We start from the raw sequence: 17,734 nt of genomic DNA on the forward strand, positions 1-17,734 counted from the left end.
CCTTTCAGGAAAGGAGGCCTTTGTGGCCGAGGAGGTAATGGAAGAGGCTCAGATGCCCGACTTCGTCATCGTGACGGGCATGTCCGGCGCCGGGCGCACGGAAGCCATGCACGTCTTCGAGGATTTGGGCTACTACTGCGTGGACAACTTGCCTTCGAGCCTGCTCGCCGAGCTCGTGCGCGTGAACGAGAGTACCGAGCACGAGGGCGGCCGGCGTCGTCTGGCCGTGGTCTGCGACTCGCGCAACGGCGACTTCTTCGGCGATCTGGAGGCCGAGCTTTCCTCCATGCGAGAGGCCGGCGTCTCCTACAAGACGCTGTTCCTCGATGCCGCCGACGACAAGCTCATCGCCCGTTACAAGTCGAGCCGCCGCCGGCATCCGCTGTGCACCGACGGCACCACCATCTGGCAGGGCATCCAGCGCGAGCGGCTCATGCTCATGGGCCTTCGCGACCGCGCCGACTACGTCATCGACACCACCGATATGCTGCCCCAGAAGCTGCGCAGCACCATCCGGGGGCTCTTCGCCACGGGCAGCGAGCGCAAGGGGCTTGCGGTCACCGTGTACTCCTTCGGCTTCAAGCACGGCGCCCCCTACGATGCGGATCTCGTCATGGACGTGCGCTTCCTGCCGAACCCCTATTACGATCCGGAACTGCGGCCGCTGACGGGGCTGGACGCCCCGGTGCGCGACTTCGTGCGCATGCGCGAGGAGACCATCGAGTTCGAGCAGAAGTGGCACGACCTTTTGGACGTCGTCATGCCGGGGTACGTCGCCGAGGGCAAGCAGCAGCTGGCCATCGGCGTGGGCTGCACCGGCGGCCAGCACCGGTCGGTGGCGCTTGCCGAGGCCACGGGCGATTACCTGAAGTCGAAGGGCTATCGGGTGAGCGTTGCCCATCGCGATCTGCGTCTGGCCGAGCGCGGTCACGACGTGCAGCGCGAGAGCGACAACGTGCTGGACGCCCGTGCCGGCGGCGGAAAGGAAGCGTAGAAGGTGGCCGGCATAAAGAAGAGCACCGAGGCCTTCCGCGTTGATCCGGCGGCCACGGCGGCGTTCTCGGCCCTGCGCAGCGCGCTTCCGAACCTGCGGCCTTTGGATGAGGACGCCCGCGCACTGAAGGCGGTGGTCATCGGCGGGGGCACCGGCGCTCCGGTCTCCATCCGGACGCTGCTCTCCTTAGGCGTGCAGACGAGCGCCGTCGTGGCCATGGCCGACGACGGCGGCAGCACCGGTGTTTTGCGCGAGGAGGCCGACGTCACGCCGCCCGGCGACATCCGCAAGTGCCTCGTGGCCTTTGCGAAGGATCCCGCCGACCCGCTTGTGCGGGCGCTCAAGTACCGCTTCGCCGTGGCCCGCGACCATGCTCTGGGCAACCTCCTTCTGGCCGCGCTGGAAGATGCGACGGGGTCGTTTCCCGAGGCCATCGCCATCTGCGAGAAGCTGGTGGACGCCCAGGGGCACGTGTATCCCTCGACGTTGGACCACGTGGTGTTGTCGGCCCAGACCCAGGACGGGCGCATTCTGGACGGTCAGGCCGTGGCCTGCCATTCCAAGACGGCGCTTGCGCAGGTGTGGCTCTCCGCCGAGGACGGCCGGCCGCCGCGCCCTTACGAGCCGGCGCTTCAGGCCATCCGCGAGGCCGACCTCATCGTGCTGGGCCCGGGGTCGCTGTTCACCTCCATCATCCCGAACCTGCTCATCCCCGGCGTCGTCGAGGCCATCCGCGCCTCTCGGGGCCGCGTGCTATTCGTGTGCGCCCTGGCCGACGTGCAAGGGGAGACGTGGGGGCTGACGGCCCGCGAGCACTTCGAGGCGCTGACGGCCCACGGCATGGAGGGGCTCATCGACTACATGCTCGTGCACTCGAAGGTGCCTCTGCGCGCCGAAAGCCCCGCCACGGGCAGCTTCGCGGCCATCTCCGGGGCCGAGCTGGAGCACGCTTCCACGAGCGACTTGAACGACGACCAGCTCATCAAGGGGGTGCGTCCCATCTCCATCTCCTACGCCGATATGCTCGCCATCCAGTCCCGCGGTCCCATCGTCATCAGCCGCAACCTCGTGGACGCCGAGCAGCCCACGTGGCACTCGCCCTTCGCGCTGCGCGATGCCTTCCAGAACGTCATCAAGCTCTCGCGGGCGCGCCGGAGCTAGGCCATGTCGTTCACGTCCGAGGTGAAAGACGAGCTGGCCCGGGTCGTGCCCGCCTGTCCGCAGTGCGAGAAGGCGACGCTCGCGGCGCTGGTGCGCATCGAGGGGACGCTGTTCGTGAGCGGACCGGCCCGCTACCGGGTGGAGATCGCCACGGACGCGCCGGCCTCGGCGCGGCTCGTCGTGCGGCTTTTGCACGGCATCTATTCGTTGAAGACGAACCTCACCATGCGCCGTTCGGTGCTGCACAAGACACCGAACTATCTCATCGAGGTGCCGGCCCAGCCCCATCTGGCCGATGCCTTGCGCGACATGGGGGTGCTCTCGGCCGAGGGCGGCCTGGAGATGGGTATCAAGGAATCGCTTGTGGCCAAGCCCTGCTGCGCGGCGGCCTACCTGCGCGGCGCCTTTTTGGGCAGCGGCTTTATCTCGAACCCCAAAAGCGACTTTCACTTTGAAATCACCGTGGAATCCGAGGCGCTGGCCGAGGGACTCGTGGAGCTCATGGCCCGCAAGGACATCACGGCCCGCATCATGGCACGGCGCAGCTCGTACATGGTCTACCTGAAGAGCGGCAACGCCATCACGGAGTTCCTCGCCTTCGCCGGCGCCCACCAGGCGGCGCTTTCCATGGAGGAGGAGCGCGTCGTGAAGTCGGTGCGCAACGACGTGAACCGCCAGATCAACGCCGAGCTGGCCAACCAGCAGAAGGCCGCCAGCGCCGCCGTGGAGCAAATCTACGCCATCCGGCGCGTGGTGGAGCACTACGGCATGGAGGACCTGCCCCCCGCGCTACAGGAGTTCATCCGCCTGCGGGTCACCTACCCCGAGGCGTCGCTGAAGGAGCTCGGCGAGCGGGCGACGCCGCCTCTTTCCAAGAGCGCCGTCTACCACCGCGTCCGCCGCCTCGAGCAGCTGGCCGCCGAGCTGGACGCGGGGGAGTAGCGCCGGCAGCCCCATCGAGGTGGTAAACGGCTTCTCTAACTTCTCCCTTGTGCTGTATTTCCTCCAGTAAGTTGTGTCCGAGTCAATTTACTGGAGGAAATAGGCGGCAAGTTGTTGCGCTCGCTTTTGTGCAGGCGGGACGGTTTTCGGGGCCGTCGGCTTTATCGTGGTGGGAATCGCTTAGCTTCGTAGTAAACTTGTGAGAGGCCTAACAGCTGATACGTGCCCATCGGGCTTCGCGAGTATCTTGTGAAAGGAGATACGCATGACAACCAAGGTAGGCATCAACGGATTCGGTCGCATCGGACGCCTCGTCTTCCGCGCCATGGCCGACGATCCCGCGGTCGAGGTGATCGCCGTCAACGATTTGGGCGACAAAGCCACCGCTGCTCACCTGCTGAAGTACGACTCCATCCACGGCATCCGCAATTTTGATATCGAAGTGACGGATGACGGCTTGGTGGTGGATGGCAAGCACGTGACCATGCTTTCCGACCGCGATCCGGCGAACCTGCCCTGGGGCGAGCTGGGTGTGGATGTGGTCGTAGAGGCCACCGGCATCTTCAAGACCGGCGAGCTGGCGCAGAAGCACCTGGATGCCGGTGCCAAGAAGGTCGTCATTACCTGCCCGGCTAAGGACGAGGACATCACCATCGTCATGGGCGTCAACGACGACCAGTACGACCCCGAGGTGCACAACATCATCTCGAACGCCTCCTGCACCACCAACTGCCTGGCTCCCTTCGCCAAGGTGCTGTTGGAGAACTTCGGCATCAAGCGCGGCTACATGAACACCATCCATTCCTACACCAACGACCAGAAGATCCTCGATCTTCCCCATAAGGATCTGCGCCGCGCCCGCGCTGCCGCCGTGTCTATGATCCCCACCACCACCGGTGCCGCCCGTGCCGTGTCCCTCGTGCTCCCCGAGCTCAAGGGCCGTCTCGACGGCTTCGCCACCCGCGTTCCCACTCCCGACGGCTCTATGGTCGACCTCACGGTGGAGCTGGAGAAGTCCGTGACCGCCGAGGAGATCAACGCCGCCATGAAGGCCGCGGCCGAGGGTCCCTTGAAGGGCATCTTGGAGTACACCGAGGATCCCATCGTGTCCATCGACATCGTGGGCAACGACCACTCCTCCATCTTCGACTCGCAGCTGACCATGGTGCTCGGCGGCGAGGGCAACTTCGTCAAGTGCATCTCCTGGTACGACAACGAGTGGGGCTATTCCAACCGCGTGAAGGATCTTGTTAAAATTCTTCTTCCGGAGGAATAAGAATTTTAATCAAGATCGCCGACGCTGCGGTTCCGACAGGCACCTGGCCTTGCCCCTTGTTTGGGGCACGGCGCGGCACGAAGGCCGCTTGGCCCCAAGGCGGGGCAATTCCAGGCACCTGTCGAAACCTCGCTGACTTCCTTGGGCGAACCAGTGAGGCAAAATAATTAGTATTTTGAGAATCCCGGTTCCCTTAATGAGCCGGGTTTTCTCTTTGGGAAAGGAACGACATGGCGGATATCAAGACTATTGACGACGAGAATTTCGCGGGCAAGAAGGTGCTCGTGCGCGTCGACTTCAACGCGCCGGTGGACGCCGACGGCAACGTGACCGACGATACGCGCATCCGCGCGGCGCTGCCCACCATCAACAAGCTCGTCGGCGACGGCGCCCGAGTGATCCTCACGAGCCACCGCGGCCGACCGGCGGGGGAGGGCTTCGAGGAGTCCTTCAGCTTGGGCCCCATCGCGCGCCGTTTGCAGGAGTTGCTCGGCCGCGACATCGTGCTCTCGCGCGAGCTTATCGGACCTGCGGCTCAGGAAGCCGTCGACGCGCTGGAAGACGGTGACGTGCTGCTGCTGGAGAACATCCGCTTCGACAAGCGCGAGAAGAAGAACGACCCCGAGTTCGCCCGTGCCTTGGCAGACCTCGCCGATGCCTACGCGAACGACGCCTTCGGCACGGCTCATCGCGCCCATGCCTCCACGGCCGGTGTTGCGGCTTATCTGCCCTCCTATGCCGGCTATCTCATGGAGCGCGAGGTGGCCACGCTCACGGGCATGCTCGACGAGCCGCGCCGCCCCTTCGTCGCCATTCTCGGCGGCTCGAAGGTCTCCGACAAGATCAAGGTCATCGACGCGCTGCTGGAGAAGGCCGACACCCTCATCATCGGCGGCGGCATGTGCTTCACGTTCCTGGCGGCCCAGGGCAAATCCGTGGGTACCTCGCTCATGGAGGCCGATTGGGTCGAGCGCGCCGGCGACATGATGAAGAAGGCCGCCGACCGCGGCGTGTCGCTACTGCTTCCCGTGGACGTCGTGTGCGCCGATGCCTTCGCGAACGACGCCAACCTCGCCACCGTCTCGGTGGACGAGATTCCCGACGACATGATGGGCCTCGATATCGGCCCGGAGACGGCCGAGCTGTACGCCGAGGCCATCGGCATGGCCAAGAGCGTCTTCTGGAACGGCCCCATGGGCGTCTTCGAGATGCCCTCCTTCGAGGCCGGCACCCGGGCGGTGGCCGAGGCCGTGGCCGCCAACGAGGAGGCTGACACCATCATCGGCGGCGGCGACTCGGTGGCCGCGGTGAACCAGTTCGACCTGGCTGACAAGATGACCTTCATCTCCACGGGCGGCGGTGCCTCCATGGAGCTCGTCCAGGGCGAGGCGCTCCCCGGCGTCGAGGCCCTTCGCTAGAAAGGAAGCAATATGCCCCGCAAGAACCTCATTGCCGGCAACTGGAAGATGAACAACACCATCCCCGAGGCCGTGGTGCTCGCTCAGGAGATCTCCAACCGCATGGAGCGCGACTGGCTCGAGCTGGTGGACGTGGCCGTCTGCCCGCCGTTTGTGGATCTCAAGCCTGTGAAGAGCGTCTTCGAGTTCGACCGCGTGGATATCGCCGTGGGCGCCCAGAACGTCTACTGGGAGCCCAAGGGCGCGTTTACCGGCGAGATTTCCATCGCCATGATCAAGAACATCGGCTGCGCCTTCTGCATCGTCGGCCATTCCGAGCGCCGCAATCTGTTCGGCGAGACCAACGAGGAAGTGAATTTGAAGGCCCGCGCGCTCATCGAGGCCGACATCACCCCCATCATCTGCGTGGGCGAGTCGCTGTCCGTGCGCGACGGGGGCACCTACCTCGATTTCGTCACGGCCCAGGTGCGCGCGGCCTATGCCGGCATGGACGCGGCCGACGCCGCCCGTACCGTTGTGGCCTACGAGCCGGTGTGGGCCATCGGCACGGGTCGCACGGCCACGCCCGAGCAGGCCGAGGAGGTCTGCGCCGCCATCCGCGCCACCGTGTCGGACATGTTCGGCGCTGAGGTGGCCGAGAGCCTGCGCGTGCTCTACGGCGGCTCGATGAACGAGGGGAACGCGGCGCTGCTCCTCGCCGAACCCGACATCGATGGCGGCCTTATCGGCGGTGCGGCGCTCAAGGCCGATTCGTTTATCCAGATCGTGAAAGAAGCCTGCTAAATGGAACGACCTGTTGTGGCGCCGGCCCGCGAAGAGCTGCGCCTTCCCGCCTGTCTCATCATCATGGACGGCTTCGGCCTGGCCGAGCCGGGCCCCGGCAACGCCATCTCGCTGGCCGCAACACCGGTGCTCGACCGCCTGTTCGCCGAGGCGCCCACCACGCGCCTGGCGGCCTCCGGCGAGGCCGTGGGCCTGCCCGAGGGGCAGATGGGCAACTCGGAGGTAGGGCATTTGAACATCGGTGCGGGGCGCGTGGTGTTCCAGGAGCTCACGCGCATCAACCGCGCCTGCCGCGACGGATCGATCGCCGTAAATCCGGAGATCGTCGCGGCCTTCGAGACGGCCAAGAAGCAGGGAGCCGCGCTGCATCTCATGGGACTGCTCTCCGACGGCGGCGTGCACTCCTCCAACGAGCACCTCTACGCGCTCGTGGACGCCGCCGTGGCGGCCGGGGTGCCGCGCATCATGGTGCACTGCTTCATGGACGGCCGCGACGTGCCGCCCGCCAGTGGGGCCGGTTATATGGCCGAGCTCGTAGATCATCTGGAGCGGGCCGCATCGAAGGCCCCGGACGGCGCGCCCTGCGAGATTTCCATCGCCTCCGTGGAGGGCCGCTACTACGCCATGGATCGCGATAATCGCTGGGAACGCGTGGAGCGAGCCTACGATGCCGTCGTCTGCGCCGAGCCCTTCCGCGACCTGGCTGCCGTGGCTGCCATGGAGGCCTCCTACGGAAGCGAGGTGACCGACGAGTTCGTCGAGCCGGTGGCCCTGGATGCCCGCGGTATGCGCGACGGGGATGCCGTCATCTTCTTCAACTTTCGCCCCGACCGCGCCCGCGAGATCACCCGCGCCATCACCGATCCGGCCTTCGCCGGCTTTGAACGCAAGAAGTGGCCGAGCGTGCATTTCGTGTGCCTTACGGAGTACGACCCAGACATTCCGGCGGCTGTGGCATTCCCCAAGGAGTTCCCGGAAAACGTGCTGGCCGATGTGCTGGCTGACGCGGGGCTTACCCAGTACCACATCGCCGAGACGGAGAAGTACGCCCATGTCACCTTCTTCTTGAATGGCGGTCGCGAGGCCGAGAAGGCGGGGGAGAGCCGATGCCTCATCGCGAGCCCCAAGGTGGCCACCTACGATCTGCAGCCGGAGATGAGCGAGCCCGAAGTGGCCGACACCCTGGCAGCGGCCATTGACGCCGATGAGGCCGATGTGTACATCGTGAACTTTGCCAATTGCGACATGGTGGGGCATACCGGCGTCGTGGACGCGGCCCGCGCGGCTGTAGAGGCGGTGGATGCCGGCGTGGGGCGCGTGCTCGCCGCCATCGAGCGCAAGGGCGGCGTGGCGCTGGTCACGGCCGACCACGGCAACGCCGACAAGATGATCGCCGAGGACGGCGGCGCGTTTACCGCGCACACCACCAACCCGGTGCCGCTCGTGCTCGTGGACGCGAGCGGGTCGGACCTCGCCCTTTCCGGCGCAGAAGGGTGCCTGGCCGACATCGCGCCCACGCTGCTGGCGATGATCGGCCTGCCGCAGCCGTCCGAGATGACCGGCGAGAGCCTTCTGGCTTGAAATCGTTTCGATGCCGCCGCGTGACCCTTGAAGGCGCCGGCGGCATCGGCTATACTAGTCAACTTGCGTACGCAAAACACTGGAAACGTAAAGGAAGCGTGACACGTTGAATCCCCTGGTAATCGTCTTCTTGGTTCTGCTGGTTCTGTCCGGCGTCGGCCTTATCATCTTCATTCTCATGCATTCGGGCAAGGGCACGGGCATCTCGGACATGATCGCGAGCTCCATGTATTCTACCCAGACGGGCACGAGCATCATCGAGAAGAACCTCGACCGCATCACCATCGGCTGCGCTATCGTGTTCCTGCTCTCGCTGGTGGTTCTCATGATCATTTACCCCCACGGAACCATTACCCAGTAATTGGAAATTTCTTCTTGCATCGCGCGGGAGTTCTGTTAGAATAATCGTCGCTGCAAATAGCATGTCGGAGTGGTGGAACGGCAGACACGCTAGCTTGAGGTGCTAGTGCCCATTTACCGGGTGTGCGGGTTCAAATCCCGCCTCCGACACCAGAGAAATTAAAAGAGCCCGTAAGGGCTCTTTTCATTTCGCCGATGCTGCGGTTCCGACAGGCACCTGGCCGTGCCCCTTGTTTGGGGCACGGCGTTGGCCCAAGCCAACTTGGCCCCAAGGCGGGGCAATTCCAGGCACCTGTCGGAACCTCGCTGACTTCCTTGGGCGCTTTCGGGGCTCTTCTCCGGTTCTGAATAGTAAGAGGTGATTTGCATGACGACAGATGGCAAGACGGCTCATGGGCGGCAGGTGGAGAGGGTTCTTTGGATCGTTCTCGTCTTGAACCTGGTGGTGGCCGCCTCCAAGTACTTCTACGGTCTGGCGTCGGGATCGGCCTCCATGCAGGCCGATGGCATCCACTCGGTATTCGACTCGCTGGGCAACGTCATCGGGCTTGTCGGCATCAGCTTGGCGGCGCGTCCTGCCGACGCGGGGCACCCTTACGGCCATTCCAAGTTCGAGACCTACGGTTCGCTCGCCATCGGCGTGCTGCTCCTCTTCGCTGCCTTCGAAGTAGGCTCCTCGGCTGTGGAGAAGCTGGTCGCCGGCACCTACACGGCTCAGGTGACGCCCGTGTCCTTCATCGTCATGGTGGGAACCCTCGTGGTGAACCTGTTCGTGACCTTGTACGAGCGCCGCGCGGGCAAGCGGCTCAAGAGCGAGATCCTCGCGGCGGATGCGGCCCACACGCTCTCCGACGCTTTCGTCTCCATCGGCGTCATCGTCGGCCTCGGCTTCGTCGTGGCTGGGTTCCCCATGGCCGACCCCATTATGGCGCTGCTCGTGACCGTGGCCATCCTCGCCTCCGCAGTGGGCGTGTTCCGCACGGGGCTGCGCACCCTTTCCGACCACGCGCGCATTCCCGCCGCCGACATCGCCCGTGCGGCGGAGAAGGTGGATGGCGTGCGGTCGATCCATGCCGTGCGCACCCGGGGCACCGAGGCTGAGGTCTACTGCGATCTGCACGTGCTCGTCGATCCGCAGATGACGGTGCTTGCCGCCCATGACCTGGGAGATAAGGTGGAAGGTGTCGTGGCCGCGGCCTTCCCTCAAATCAAGGAAGTGCTCGTGCATATCGAGCCGGATACGGCCGCCGAGCGCGCCGAGGGCTAGCGCAAAAAAGCCGCCGTCCGATTTCGCGGGCGGCGGCTTTCGGTAATCTGCGGGGACGGCCAGGGCGTCTTTCCTAGGCCTGGGCGGTGAATCGGATGCCGACGTAGAAGGCGGTGTTCGGCAGGCCCGAAATGTCGTAGACCTCGTCCAGCTCGATGACCGACACGCGCCAGTTGTAGGTGCCGTTGTCCGTGGACACGACGCCGGCCTGGTAGGTGTTGCCCGAGTCGTCCACGCCGCTGTCGGTGACCTCGGCATTTTCCAGCCCCTCCACCTGCATGGCCCCCTGGACGGCCTTCTCAATGGTGCCCGAGGCGAAATCGGCGTAGCGCAGGCGCATGTCGTCGCCCGCCTTGCGCGAGACGGTGAGCGTCCAGGCTCCCTTCAAAAGCTTCACGGCGTCGCCGGCCGACAGCTTGTCGATGCCCTGCACGTACATGAGCCCCGCTTCTTCCAGGGAGACGTCGGCGGGCAGCTTGATGACCTCGAAGCCGCCGTCGGGGTCGGTGCCCACGGGGGTGCGCTCGTATAAAGTGTAGCCGGCATCGGTAAGCGCGGTCATGATTTCCTCGTCGGAAAGCGGCATGAGCGACGAGAGCAAAGGGAAGTCGTAGGAGACCTCGCGGGCCAGATTCTCCTGCAGCGTTTGCTGCTGGCGGATGGGCTCGTTCATGATCTGGTCGAAGTAGCGACCTAAAAAGAGGCAGCCGATGACGGCGGCCACGACCATCGCGGCCAGCATGATGGCCCTCACGCGAGGGGGCGTCTCCAACGGCCGGGAGAGCTCGGCGCCGTCGTAGTAGCGCACGTCCCCGATCTGCACGGTGCTCTTCGGCTCGCGGGCCAGCGGGTGGAAGCCTGCACGGCGGGTGGGAGGCACCTCGGCTTCGCCCGATCGGGCATGGCTGGCCTTGCGGCGGCGCGCCTCCTCGGCGCGGCTTACAGCGGCTTCGGTTGAATCTACGGAATCGCGCAGGTTCTCGTCTTGGGTCATGAATGGCGCTCCTGTACGTTACGGTGTTGCTGCCGATTATACCATTGCTTCCCCGTTGGCTCTCTGCTAGGATAAACGGACTCCATGGGGGAGTAGCTGGCGCCTTCGGGCGCGGCTCGTCAACATCGTGGCCACGGTTGCGCGCATGGGCGGCAACGGCGGACCTGGCGAGCCTCAATTAGCGAGACTCATGGTGCAGGATTGACCGCGAAGGTCTGTTCTGCACCATGAGTCTTTTTTTGTGGGTCGGATGGGCCGGCCCGCGCGGACCGAGGAGGAAGACGTGGATCTTTCGATTTTTCTGACGCCGGAGGCTTGGATCAGCCTCCTCACGCTCATTTTCCTAGAGATAGTTTTGGGCGTGGACAACCTGGTGTTCATCTCCATCACCACCAACCGCCTTCCACCGGAGAAGCAGCATATCGGCCGCAAGCTGGGCCTGGCCGGCGCCCTCGTTATGCGCATTCTGTTCCTTTGCTTCGCGTCCTACCTGGTGCATATGACCGCGTCGCTGTTCACGGTGAACCTCGGCGCCTACAGCCACGGCTTCTCGGTGCGCGACATCGTCATGCTCGTCGGCGGCGGCTACCTCATCTACAAGGGCATCCGCGAGCTGACCGACGTGCTCGCCCTCACCGAGATCAAGGCCGAGACCTCCGAGGAGCACAAGGCGCGCCATCTCATCGGGCTGCCCCAGGCCGTGGGCACCATCATGGTGATGGATCTCGTGTTCTCCATCGACTCGGTCATTACCGCCGTGGGCTTGGCCGAGCATCTCATCGTCATGATCCTGGCTGTGATGATCGCCGTGTTCATCATGATGATCTTCATCGATCCCATCTCGAACTTCATCAACAGTCATCCGGAGATGAAGATCCTGGCACTGGTGTTCATCTGCGCCATCGGCGTTCTGCTCGTGCTCGACTCCGCCGGCATCCACACCTCCATCGAGGTGCTCGACATGCACATGGAGAAGCTCATGGTCTACTTCGCGATGATCTTCGCCGTGGTCTTGGAGTTCATCCAGATGGCCTTCAATTCCCGCCTGAACGCGTGGAAGAAGCAGCTGGCCGACGAGGCCATCGACGCGGCGGTGCGCGAGGCCGAGGGCGGCGAGGAGCCGGCGAAGGTGGGCGAGCAGGCCCGCGCCCGCGTGGATGCCGCCATCGAGAACGCCGAACGGATCGACTAGCGGTGCGGGCGTCGGAGGGCGTTTTCGGTGCTCCTGGCGTCCTTGGCGGCCGTTTGCGGACGAGTCTTGAATTTCTTGAAATTAGGGCTTGCATCGCCTGGCTGCTTCCCTTATAGTATCTCCTCGCGATGCGGACATGGCTCAGCTGGTAGAGCATCACCTTGCCAAGGTGAGGGTCGCGGGTTCGAATCCCGTTGTCCGCTCCATTGTCATCAGAAGGCCGGTCAGGCTCTTGTTTGACCGGCCTTTGCAATGACAGCCGCCAGGGAATGGCGACGTGGCCAAGTGGTAAGGCAGAGGCCTGCAAAGCCTTCACCCCCAGTTCGAATCTGGGCGTCGCCTCCAACCTGGAACTTATATGCGGACATGGCTCAGCTGGTAGAGCATCACCTTGCCAAGGTGAGGGTCGCGGGTTCGAATCCCGTTGTCCGCTCCATGATTTCACGAATCGGGAGCCTGCGGGCTCTCGATTTTCTGTATGAGGGCTTTTGTCAAGCAGCGTGCCTGCAGAGCGCAGTGCCAGCGTGGCTTTTTATCCCGAACGATAGGTGCTACGACATTTTGCCCCCTTTGGCTACAACCAGCCTGACAGAACTCAGTGTCCAGCTGCGGGTTTTTGCCCGATTTCGAATTGCAACCTGTAGCCCAAGGGGCTGTTTTGTCTAAAGCGGGAAAAGGAACTGGCAAAAGAGAGCCTCAGGCTGCGGGTGGCTTGTTCGATGGTACGACCACGCGGAGAGATCGTCCATCCTCAATTGTTGATCGCGTGCACAAAATGAGCGTCACCCTATGGTAGTATGGCGATACGGAAAAGATTCGGCCGTGAGAGGCGGTTGCCCATGGAGACGAGCAAGGTAAAATGCCGCGAGTGCAAGGCTCGCGCCACCCAATACGAGGGGGCGTTGCCGACCCGGGGCGTTGCGAAGGTCCTCGTGGCCGGGTTCGCCATCTACATTCTCGGTCTGTGGGTGCTCGTGGCTCTGGCGGGTTTCACGACCGGCGATGCTGCCGAGGTGGGCATGATGGATATGCTCATCGTGCTGGCCGTCGTCGTCACCCTTGCCACGGCCGGGGTGGTGTGGTGGATGTTCCGCCCGAAGGCCGGCAAGGTCGTTATCTGCGAGAAGTGCGGCGCCCGCTATGCGGTGGTGCAGCCTCCCAAGTACACCAACGGTTGGAACTACGACAAGATTGCCCCGGCATCGGGCCGCGAGCTTCCCGAAGGGGAGCCTGCATCCGATGAGGGAAGCCAGGCTCCTGCCCCCGCATCCGCGCCATCTGCCGCCAATTCCAAAGAATCCTGAAAAACCCTTTGACAGGGAACGGCGATCTGTTAAACTACTAACTCGCTGCTGAACGAAAGCGAGGCGGCAACCCCGAATGCGCGATTAGCTCAGGGGGAGAGCACCACCTTGACACGGTGGGGGTCACAAGTTCAAATCTTGTATCGCGCACCATGAAACACCAGGTCAGAGGCTTGAAAGCTTCTGACCTTTTTCTTTTCCCGAGTCCAAATGGAAGCAAAATGGACTCAAAATCCGCCCCCGTGACTTCATTACCAGTCCATCGCCTCCACCGCCTCGTGCTTCTGGGCCATGTCCACATGGGTGTAAATGTCCATGGTCGTGGAGTACTTCGCGTGGCCCGCGAGCACTTGGAGAACCTTCGGGTCGGTCTTCTTGCGGGCCATGGCCGTGAGGTAGCTGTGCCTCATATCGTGCAGCGTCATGCCCTGGCAGCCGTAGCCGTCCCTGTGACACTCCCACCACCGGGTGACGGAATGGGGCCGCATCCTCTCGCCCAGCTCGTTGCACATGAGCGGCGTGTCGTCTCCGAGGACGGGCCACGGGCTGCCCGTCTCCTTCCGCGTCTCCGCGAACATCTCCTCTATGGCGGCAATGCGCTCCCTCAAGTCCGCCTTGAGGCTCGCGGGCATGGGGAGCGCCCTCTTGGACGCGGCGGTCTTCGTGTCCTTCTGCCGCCCCAGGCTATCGGTGCCGTGCACCACGTGTATCTCTCCGGCCTCGAAGTCTATGTCCCGCACGTCTAGGCCCACGATTTCGCCGCGCCTCATGCCCGACCCGACCGCCGCCCGAAGCGCGAACTCCATGGGCTTCCTCGGATCGAGGGAATCGACGAGCGCCCTGATGCCCTCGACGGGAGGGGGGTGCGCTGCTCCGTGTCTATGGCCGGCGGCTCGGCGTACTCGCACGGGTTGGAGTCGGCGTCGCCCCCCTTCACCGCATCCCGGAACATCCTGTGGAGCGTCACGGATATGTCGCGCACGTAGGTTCCGGACAAGGGCCTGCCTGAAGGGCTCTCGCCGTTTCTGAGGGCCTTGTACATCGCATCCAGGTGCGCCCAGGCCGAATTTCCTCGATCCGGGCCTTAGAGAGGTGCATATTGGCGCACACGATGTGGCACCTGTTCTTCTGCAACGTGTCGTAGGCGACCTTCGCCGCCCGCTCGGCCAGCCACGCCTCCGCGTAGGCGGGGAAGAGCATCCCCCTCTCGCGCCTAACCTCGCCGCGCTCGATGGCGGCCACGAACTCGTCCTTGGCGTCCTGCGCCTCGGAGTACGTCCCGTGGAACACCCTCGTCTTGACATAGCCCTCGTCGCCCTCGAACTCGCCATCGATCTCCGCGCGAAGCTGCCACTTGCGGCACTTGCCGCGCGACTTGCCGCGCTCCATCTTGTACACGGAGCCTTTGCCGCGAACCTTTACCTTGGCCATGGTACAATTCACCTTGCCTTCCTATTCGTAGGATGGTATTTCTTCTGCGAGCCCCGCCAGTCCGCCAAGATCAAAGCGGGGCTCCTTCTCTTAATACTGCTCGCCCACTGCCGGAACAGTGCCGGAGCACTGCCGTTGCACTGTCGAGACAGTGTTTTGTTGCGAAAAGGTTCACTATCCTTCAACCGCAACATCTTGTGTTTCATCCTTCATTTATGGAAGGTTTTCTGCAAAATTCGAAATCAACGTTCAATATCTTGTGCCTTTACTTTTGCAGCGCTGCAAACTTATAATCGAGATAGCTCATCTACCGACTCGTAAGTGTAGAAGGAGTATCTGGTTGCGTCCCTCTCGGGGCGCTTCCTGCTTCTCTGGACACTTTGTCAAATTCCTTCCTCAGTTTCTCAAGCCTGTGTTCCTGATCGACGTAAAACGCTGTTATCAGGAGGCAGTATTTCTCCCTCCTCTCTAGCACGACGAGATACTGCTCGTCCTCAAGGAGCATCTTCACCCGGCTGTGCCCCTTGTAAGGAGTCGACCATACGAGCATTCCTTCGCACTCCGTGCATTCGGGGCGATTGCAGCCGCAATTCTCGATGAACGCTCGCGCCCATCTAATGCGCTCGCACCGGTTCATGTCGGGTTGCCTCTCCCCGTCCTTTCCGTAGTCGCAGCACGTTATGTGCCAGAACGCCTCTTCGCGACCGTGCTCCATTGGATGTCTTCGCGTGTTGACGGGAAGTCCCTCGAAGGTGGGTTTCGTCAGCAGGAAGTCGCGCTCGAATATCTCGTACAGATGATCCTCGTAAGCCTCCCATTGCGCAAGGTCATCGCATGGGAGAAGATCAGGCAGCCAGCACCAGTCCTCAACCACGGTCTACCTCCAATCATGCTCCCACACCAGCAGGTTCAGCTTGTCCTCGCTCGACAGCGTGGTGTTCGTGAGATTTATCTGCGAGCGAGTGATGGTCCTGTTCACCAATTCGACCTTCGTCGAGTTCATCTGAGGGGTGATATAGGGGTTGTTGTGGCGGTAGCAGATGGCTCCTGTCAGGATATCAACGAGTTGCATGATCTGCACCTCGTCGGAACGGATTGGCTGGACGCGCCTCACTATCTCATGGCTGAAGTCGTGGGCGTTCGCGGCGCACACATCCTCGAGCCGACGGGCGTTCTCGCTCGAATGAGTGTCCTTGATGTCTATGTAGACGTAGTACCTCGCATCTCGGCGGAATATCGCCTTCAGAAGCACGAAGTACATCTTGTAATACCACTCATCGTGAGTCTGACCGTAGCGCGCGTGATCGAGCTTCTTCTTGTCCGGTATGACCACGCCACGGAAATGAAGATCGTCGTCGTCGAAGAAGTAGTCGAGAAAATCGACGTACAGAGATCGGTTTCCCGGGGCGGCCTTCGTCCACTTCACCTCGGCCTCTGGCTTTATGCGATGCTTCTTCTTGATCTCGATCAATCTTTGGTTGATCTCCCGCGTTTTCTGTTTCGGGCACCATATGGCCCCAAGTGCCATGGCATTGGATGAGCTGTGCTCCAAATGACAGCTCTCGTCGCAGTAGACGTTGAATTCAGATCCTGAGAAAATCCTGTTAAAATTTTGCGCTGAAATGTAGTTCGAACTGTGCTCCATTACTGGGTCCTCCTACTCCATCTCCCTCGGGGCCTGATACCAGGTGATCACGCCCGGGATCTCTAGGCTGTGCTCGCTGTCCCGCCTTATGATGATGTCCTCGTGGTCGGGGTTGTGGCTCTCCGGCGAGAGGATCATGGTGTTGGCCGTCATGCGCAGCCGGCGCACGATGTAGTCGCAGCCGTCCACCGACGCCATCACGATCGAGTTGTCGCGCGGCTGCTTCTTCCGCGACACTACCAGGTCGCTGCCGACGGAGAGCACCTTGTCCATGCAATCGCCTTCGCTGGACACCACGAAGCAGTCGGGATCCTCGTCCACGAGAAACTGCGGGATGCTCACCATGGTGGCCTCGTCGCACACGTCCGGCTGGGCGAGAACCCCCGCGTGCACCTTCCCCAGGCGCGGCGCTAGGCCCATGGCCATGCCTACGGCGGGACGGGCGTTAGATATTCCTGGAAAGTCTCCATACTCTTTTGCCGCTAGGCCGTAATTCTCGGAGAGAATATCGTCCTCGCTCAGATTGAAGTAATCGCATATGTTGCGCACGGCATCTTTGCGGGGGGTGGAGCCCTTGCGCCAGCCAGTAACCGCTCCGGGTGTCACGTCTGCTATTCGTGCCAGATGGTCTTGATTAATGTCGTATTTGACCAGTAATGCATCAATGTTTTCAGGGATACCCATATCGCCTCCTTCAATGAAACTCAATTTCTATGAGCATTTTACTACCAATTAAAAAAATCTCAATTATTTTTTTAGTTTTACTAAAGTTTGTGATAAATTGTGCTGACGAAAGGAAGCAAAAGATGCGACCTTATAGTTTAACGCTCGCAACAGTCCGTGACGCTTCGGGTATGAAGCTCGAAAAATCAAAGATACCTCAGGCGTGAAGGCTATTGCCACGTATGTTTCTTGTGAGGGCAAGCTGAGAGTTTTCTAGTTGTTGGAGATTGAAGCATCTACAATGCCATCGCTGAGCACGCGCGCATGCTGCTACGCGACACCGTGCATGAATTTAACCAATATGATTTAGAAAGATATAGCTCCGCTGGAAGGTGGATAAATGGGTCTGCAGGAAGTCAAAGATGGCAAGACCTTGCGCGAGGTGGTTGAGGTGGTATCGAAGGGATCAATATGCGGCCGACCGCAAATCCAGTTAAGTCGTTAGGTTGCAGGAACGTAATGTTTTAAAGCTGCGGTGGACGTACTGCGCACCGATTGCTGACCGCATGGTCAGACCTTGTATCGAGTGCTGTGAGTCTATAGGTGGGTTATCCTGGTTTTTGTCTTTGTCTCAGGTAGCTGGAAGGCAACGCTCCTGTAATGACTAGCAATGAATGGCATTCCTGATCAGAGATTAAGGTTGCCATATGAACCAACCGGAGA

At 62.1% G+C, this 17,734-nt stretch carries 17 protein-coding genes and 5 tRNA genes; 16 read left to right on the forward strand and 6 right to left on the reverse strand.

Annotated elements, in window-relative coordinates:
* Positions 1 to 37 precede the first annotated feature (37 nt).
* From rapZ to ACYVRU_RS00115, 10 genes are all read left to right on the forward strand, one after another.
* Entirely contained in the window at positions 38 to 994 is a 957-nt protein-coding gene (rapZ, locus tag ACYVRU_RS00070; RefSeq protein WP_114539183.1) for an RNase adapter RapZ, read from the forward strand.
* A 3-nt stretch (positions 995 to 997) separates the two neighbouring features.
* A complete protein-coding gene (locus tag ACYVRU_RS00075; RefSeq protein WP_231699472.1) occupies positions 998 to 2,155 on the forward strand; it encodes a gluconeogenesis factor YvcK family protein in 1,158 nt (385 codons plus the stop codon).
* A 3-nt stretch (positions 2,156 to 2,158) separates the two neighbouring features.
* Positions 2,159 to 3,097 carry a DNA-binding protein WhiA gene (whiA, locus tag ACYVRU_RS00080; RefSeq protein ID WP_256156371.1) on the forward strand — a complete coding sequence of 313 codons (939 nt, stop codon included), beginning with the start codon at positions 2,159 to 2,161 and terminating at the stop codon, positions 3,095 to 3,097.
* A 265-nt stretch (positions 3,098 to 3,362) separates the two neighbouring features.
* Positions 3,363 to 4,373, forward strand: coding sequence for a type I glyceraldehyde-3-phosphate dehydrogenase (gene gap / locus ACYVRU_RS00085; protein WP_114539120.1), 1,011 nt, complete (start codon positions 3,363 to 3,365; stop codon positions 4,371 to 4,373).
* A gap of 230 nt (positions 4,374 to 4,603) precedes the next feature.
* A complete protein-coding gene (locus ACYVRU_RS00090) occupies positions 4,604 to 5,791 on the forward strand; it encodes a phosphoglycerate kinase (protein ID WP_256156370.1) in 1,188 nt (395 codons plus the stop codon).
* Positions 5,792 to 5,803: 12 nt separating this feature from the next.
* The gene (gene tpiA / locus ACYVRU_RS00095; protein WP_256156369.1) at positions 5,804 to 6,574 is read left to right on the forward strand and encodes a triose-phosphate isomerase; all 771 of its coding nucleotides are present in this window, start codon (positions 5,804 to 5,806) and stop codon (positions 6,572 to 6,574) included.
* Positions 6,575 to 8,155 carry a 2,3-bisphosphoglycerate-independent phosphoglycerate mutase gene (gpmI, locus tag ACYVRU_RS00100; RefSeq protein WP_256156368.1) on the forward strand — a complete coding sequence of 527 codons (1,581 nt, stop codon included), beginning with the start codon at positions 6,575 to 6,577 and terminating at the stop codon, positions 8,153 to 8,155.
* 106 nt (positions 8,156 to 8,261) lie between these two features.
* Positions 8,262 to 8,516 carry a preprotein translocase subunit SecG gene (secG, locus tag ACYVRU_RS00105; protein WP_022739837.1) on the forward strand — a complete coding sequence of 85 codons (255 nt, stop codon included), beginning with the start codon at positions 8,262 to 8,264 and terminating at the stop codon, positions 8,514 to 8,516.
* A gap of 63 nt (positions 8,517 to 8,579) precedes the next feature.
* Positions 8,580 to 8,668, forward strand: a tRNA-Leu gene (locus ACYVRU_RS00110).
* A 214-nt stretch (positions 8,669 to 8,882) separates the two neighbouring features.
* On the forward strand, positions 8,883 to 9,782 hold the full coding sequence (locus ACYVRU_RS00115) for a cation diffusion facilitator family transporter (RefSeq protein WP_114539115.1): 900 nt from the start codon (positions 8,883 to 8,885) through the stop codon (positions 9,780 to 9,782).
* A gap of 73 nt (positions 9,783 to 9,855) precedes the next feature.
* Here the strand turns inward: ACYVRU_RS00115 and ACYVRU_RS00120 are convergent, their stop codons facing one another.
* Positions 9,856 to 10,776 carry a teichoic acid transporter gene (locus ACYVRU_RS00120; RefSeq protein WP_227070300.1) on the reverse strand — a complete coding sequence of 307 codons (921 nt, stop codon included), beginning with the start codon at positions 10,774 to 10,776 and terminating at the stop codon, positions 9,856 to 9,858.
* A 283-nt stretch (positions 10,777 to 11,059) separates the two neighbouring features.
* Between ACYVRU_RS00120 and ACYVRU_RS00125 the strand changes: the two genes are divergently transcribed.
* The 6 genes from ACYVRU_RS00125 (at position 11,060) to ACYVRU_RS00150 (ending at position 13,425) form a co-directional block, all read left to right on the forward strand.
* Positions 11,060 to 11,968: a TerC family protein gene (locus ACYVRU_RS00125; RefSeq protein WP_114539114.1), complete on the forward strand. Its 909-nt coding sequence runs from the start codon at positions 11,060 to 11,062 to the stop codon at positions 11,966 to 11,968.
* Between the two features lie 130 nt (positions 11,969 to 12,098).
* A tRNA-Gly gene (locus ACYVRU_RS00130) sits at positions 12,099 to 12,174 on the forward strand.
* 65 nt (positions 12,175 to 12,239) lie between these two features.
* Positions 12,240 to 12,313: transfer RNA gene (locus ACYVRU_RS00135), tRNA-Cys, on the forward strand.
* Positions 12,314 to 12,328: 15 nt separating this feature from the next.
* Positions 12,329 to 12,404, forward strand: a tRNA-Gly gene (locus ACYVRU_RS00140).
* A 403-nt stretch (positions 12,405 to 12,807) separates the two neighbouring features.
* On the forward strand, positions 12,808 to 13,272 hold the full coding sequence (locus ACYVRU_RS00145) for a hypothetical protein (RefSeq protein ID WP_114539113.1): 465 nt from the start codon (positions 12,808 to 12,810) through the stop codon (positions 13,270 to 13,272).
* Positions 13,273 to 13,350: 78 nt separating this feature from the next.
* Positions 13,351 to 13,425 (forward strand) — tRNA-Val (locus tag ACYVRU_RS00150).
* A gap of 98 nt (positions 13,426 to 13,523) precedes the next feature.
* Here ACYVRU_RS00150 and ACYVRU_RS00155 read toward each other — a convergent pair.
* From ACYVRU_RS00155 to ACYVRU_RS00175, 5 genes are all read right to left on the reverse strand, one after another.
* A complete protein-coding gene (locus tag ACYVRU_RS00155; RefSeq protein ID WP_114539112.1) occupies positions 13,524 to 14,078 on the reverse strand; it encodes a tyrosine-type recombinase/integrase in 555 nt (184 codons plus the stop codon).
* 157 nt (positions 14,079 to 14,235) lie between these two features.
* Complete coding sequence (locus tag ACYVRU_RS00160) at positions 14,236 to 14,703, reverse strand: hypothetical protein (protein WP_114548386.1); 468 nt, start codon at positions 14,701 to 14,703, stop codon at positions 14,236 to 14,238.
* 307 nt (positions 14,704 to 15,010) lie between these two features.
* Entirely contained in the window at positions 15,011 to 15,577 is a 567-nt protein-coding gene (locus ACYVRU_RS00165; RefSeq protein ID WP_114539110.1) for a hypothetical protein, read from the reverse strand.
* A 3-nt stretch (positions 15,578 to 15,580) separates the two neighbouring features.
* The gene (locus ACYVRU_RS00170; RefSeq protein ID WP_114539109.1) at positions 15,581 to 16,348 is read right to left on the reverse strand and encodes a DUF3800 domain-containing protein; all 768 of its coding nucleotides are present in this window, start codon (positions 16,346 to 16,348) and stop codon (positions 15,581 to 15,583) included.
* Positions 16,349 to 16,360: 12 nt separating this feature from the next.
* Entirely contained in the window at positions 16,361 to 17,032 is a 672-nt protein-coding gene (locus ACYVRU_RS00175) for a helix-turn-helix domain-containing protein (RefSeq protein ID WP_114548385.1), read from the reverse strand.
* Positions 17,033 to 17,734 lie beyond the last annotated feature (702 nt).

Source organism: Adlercreutzia sp. CNCM I-6216 (assembly GCF_977113345.1).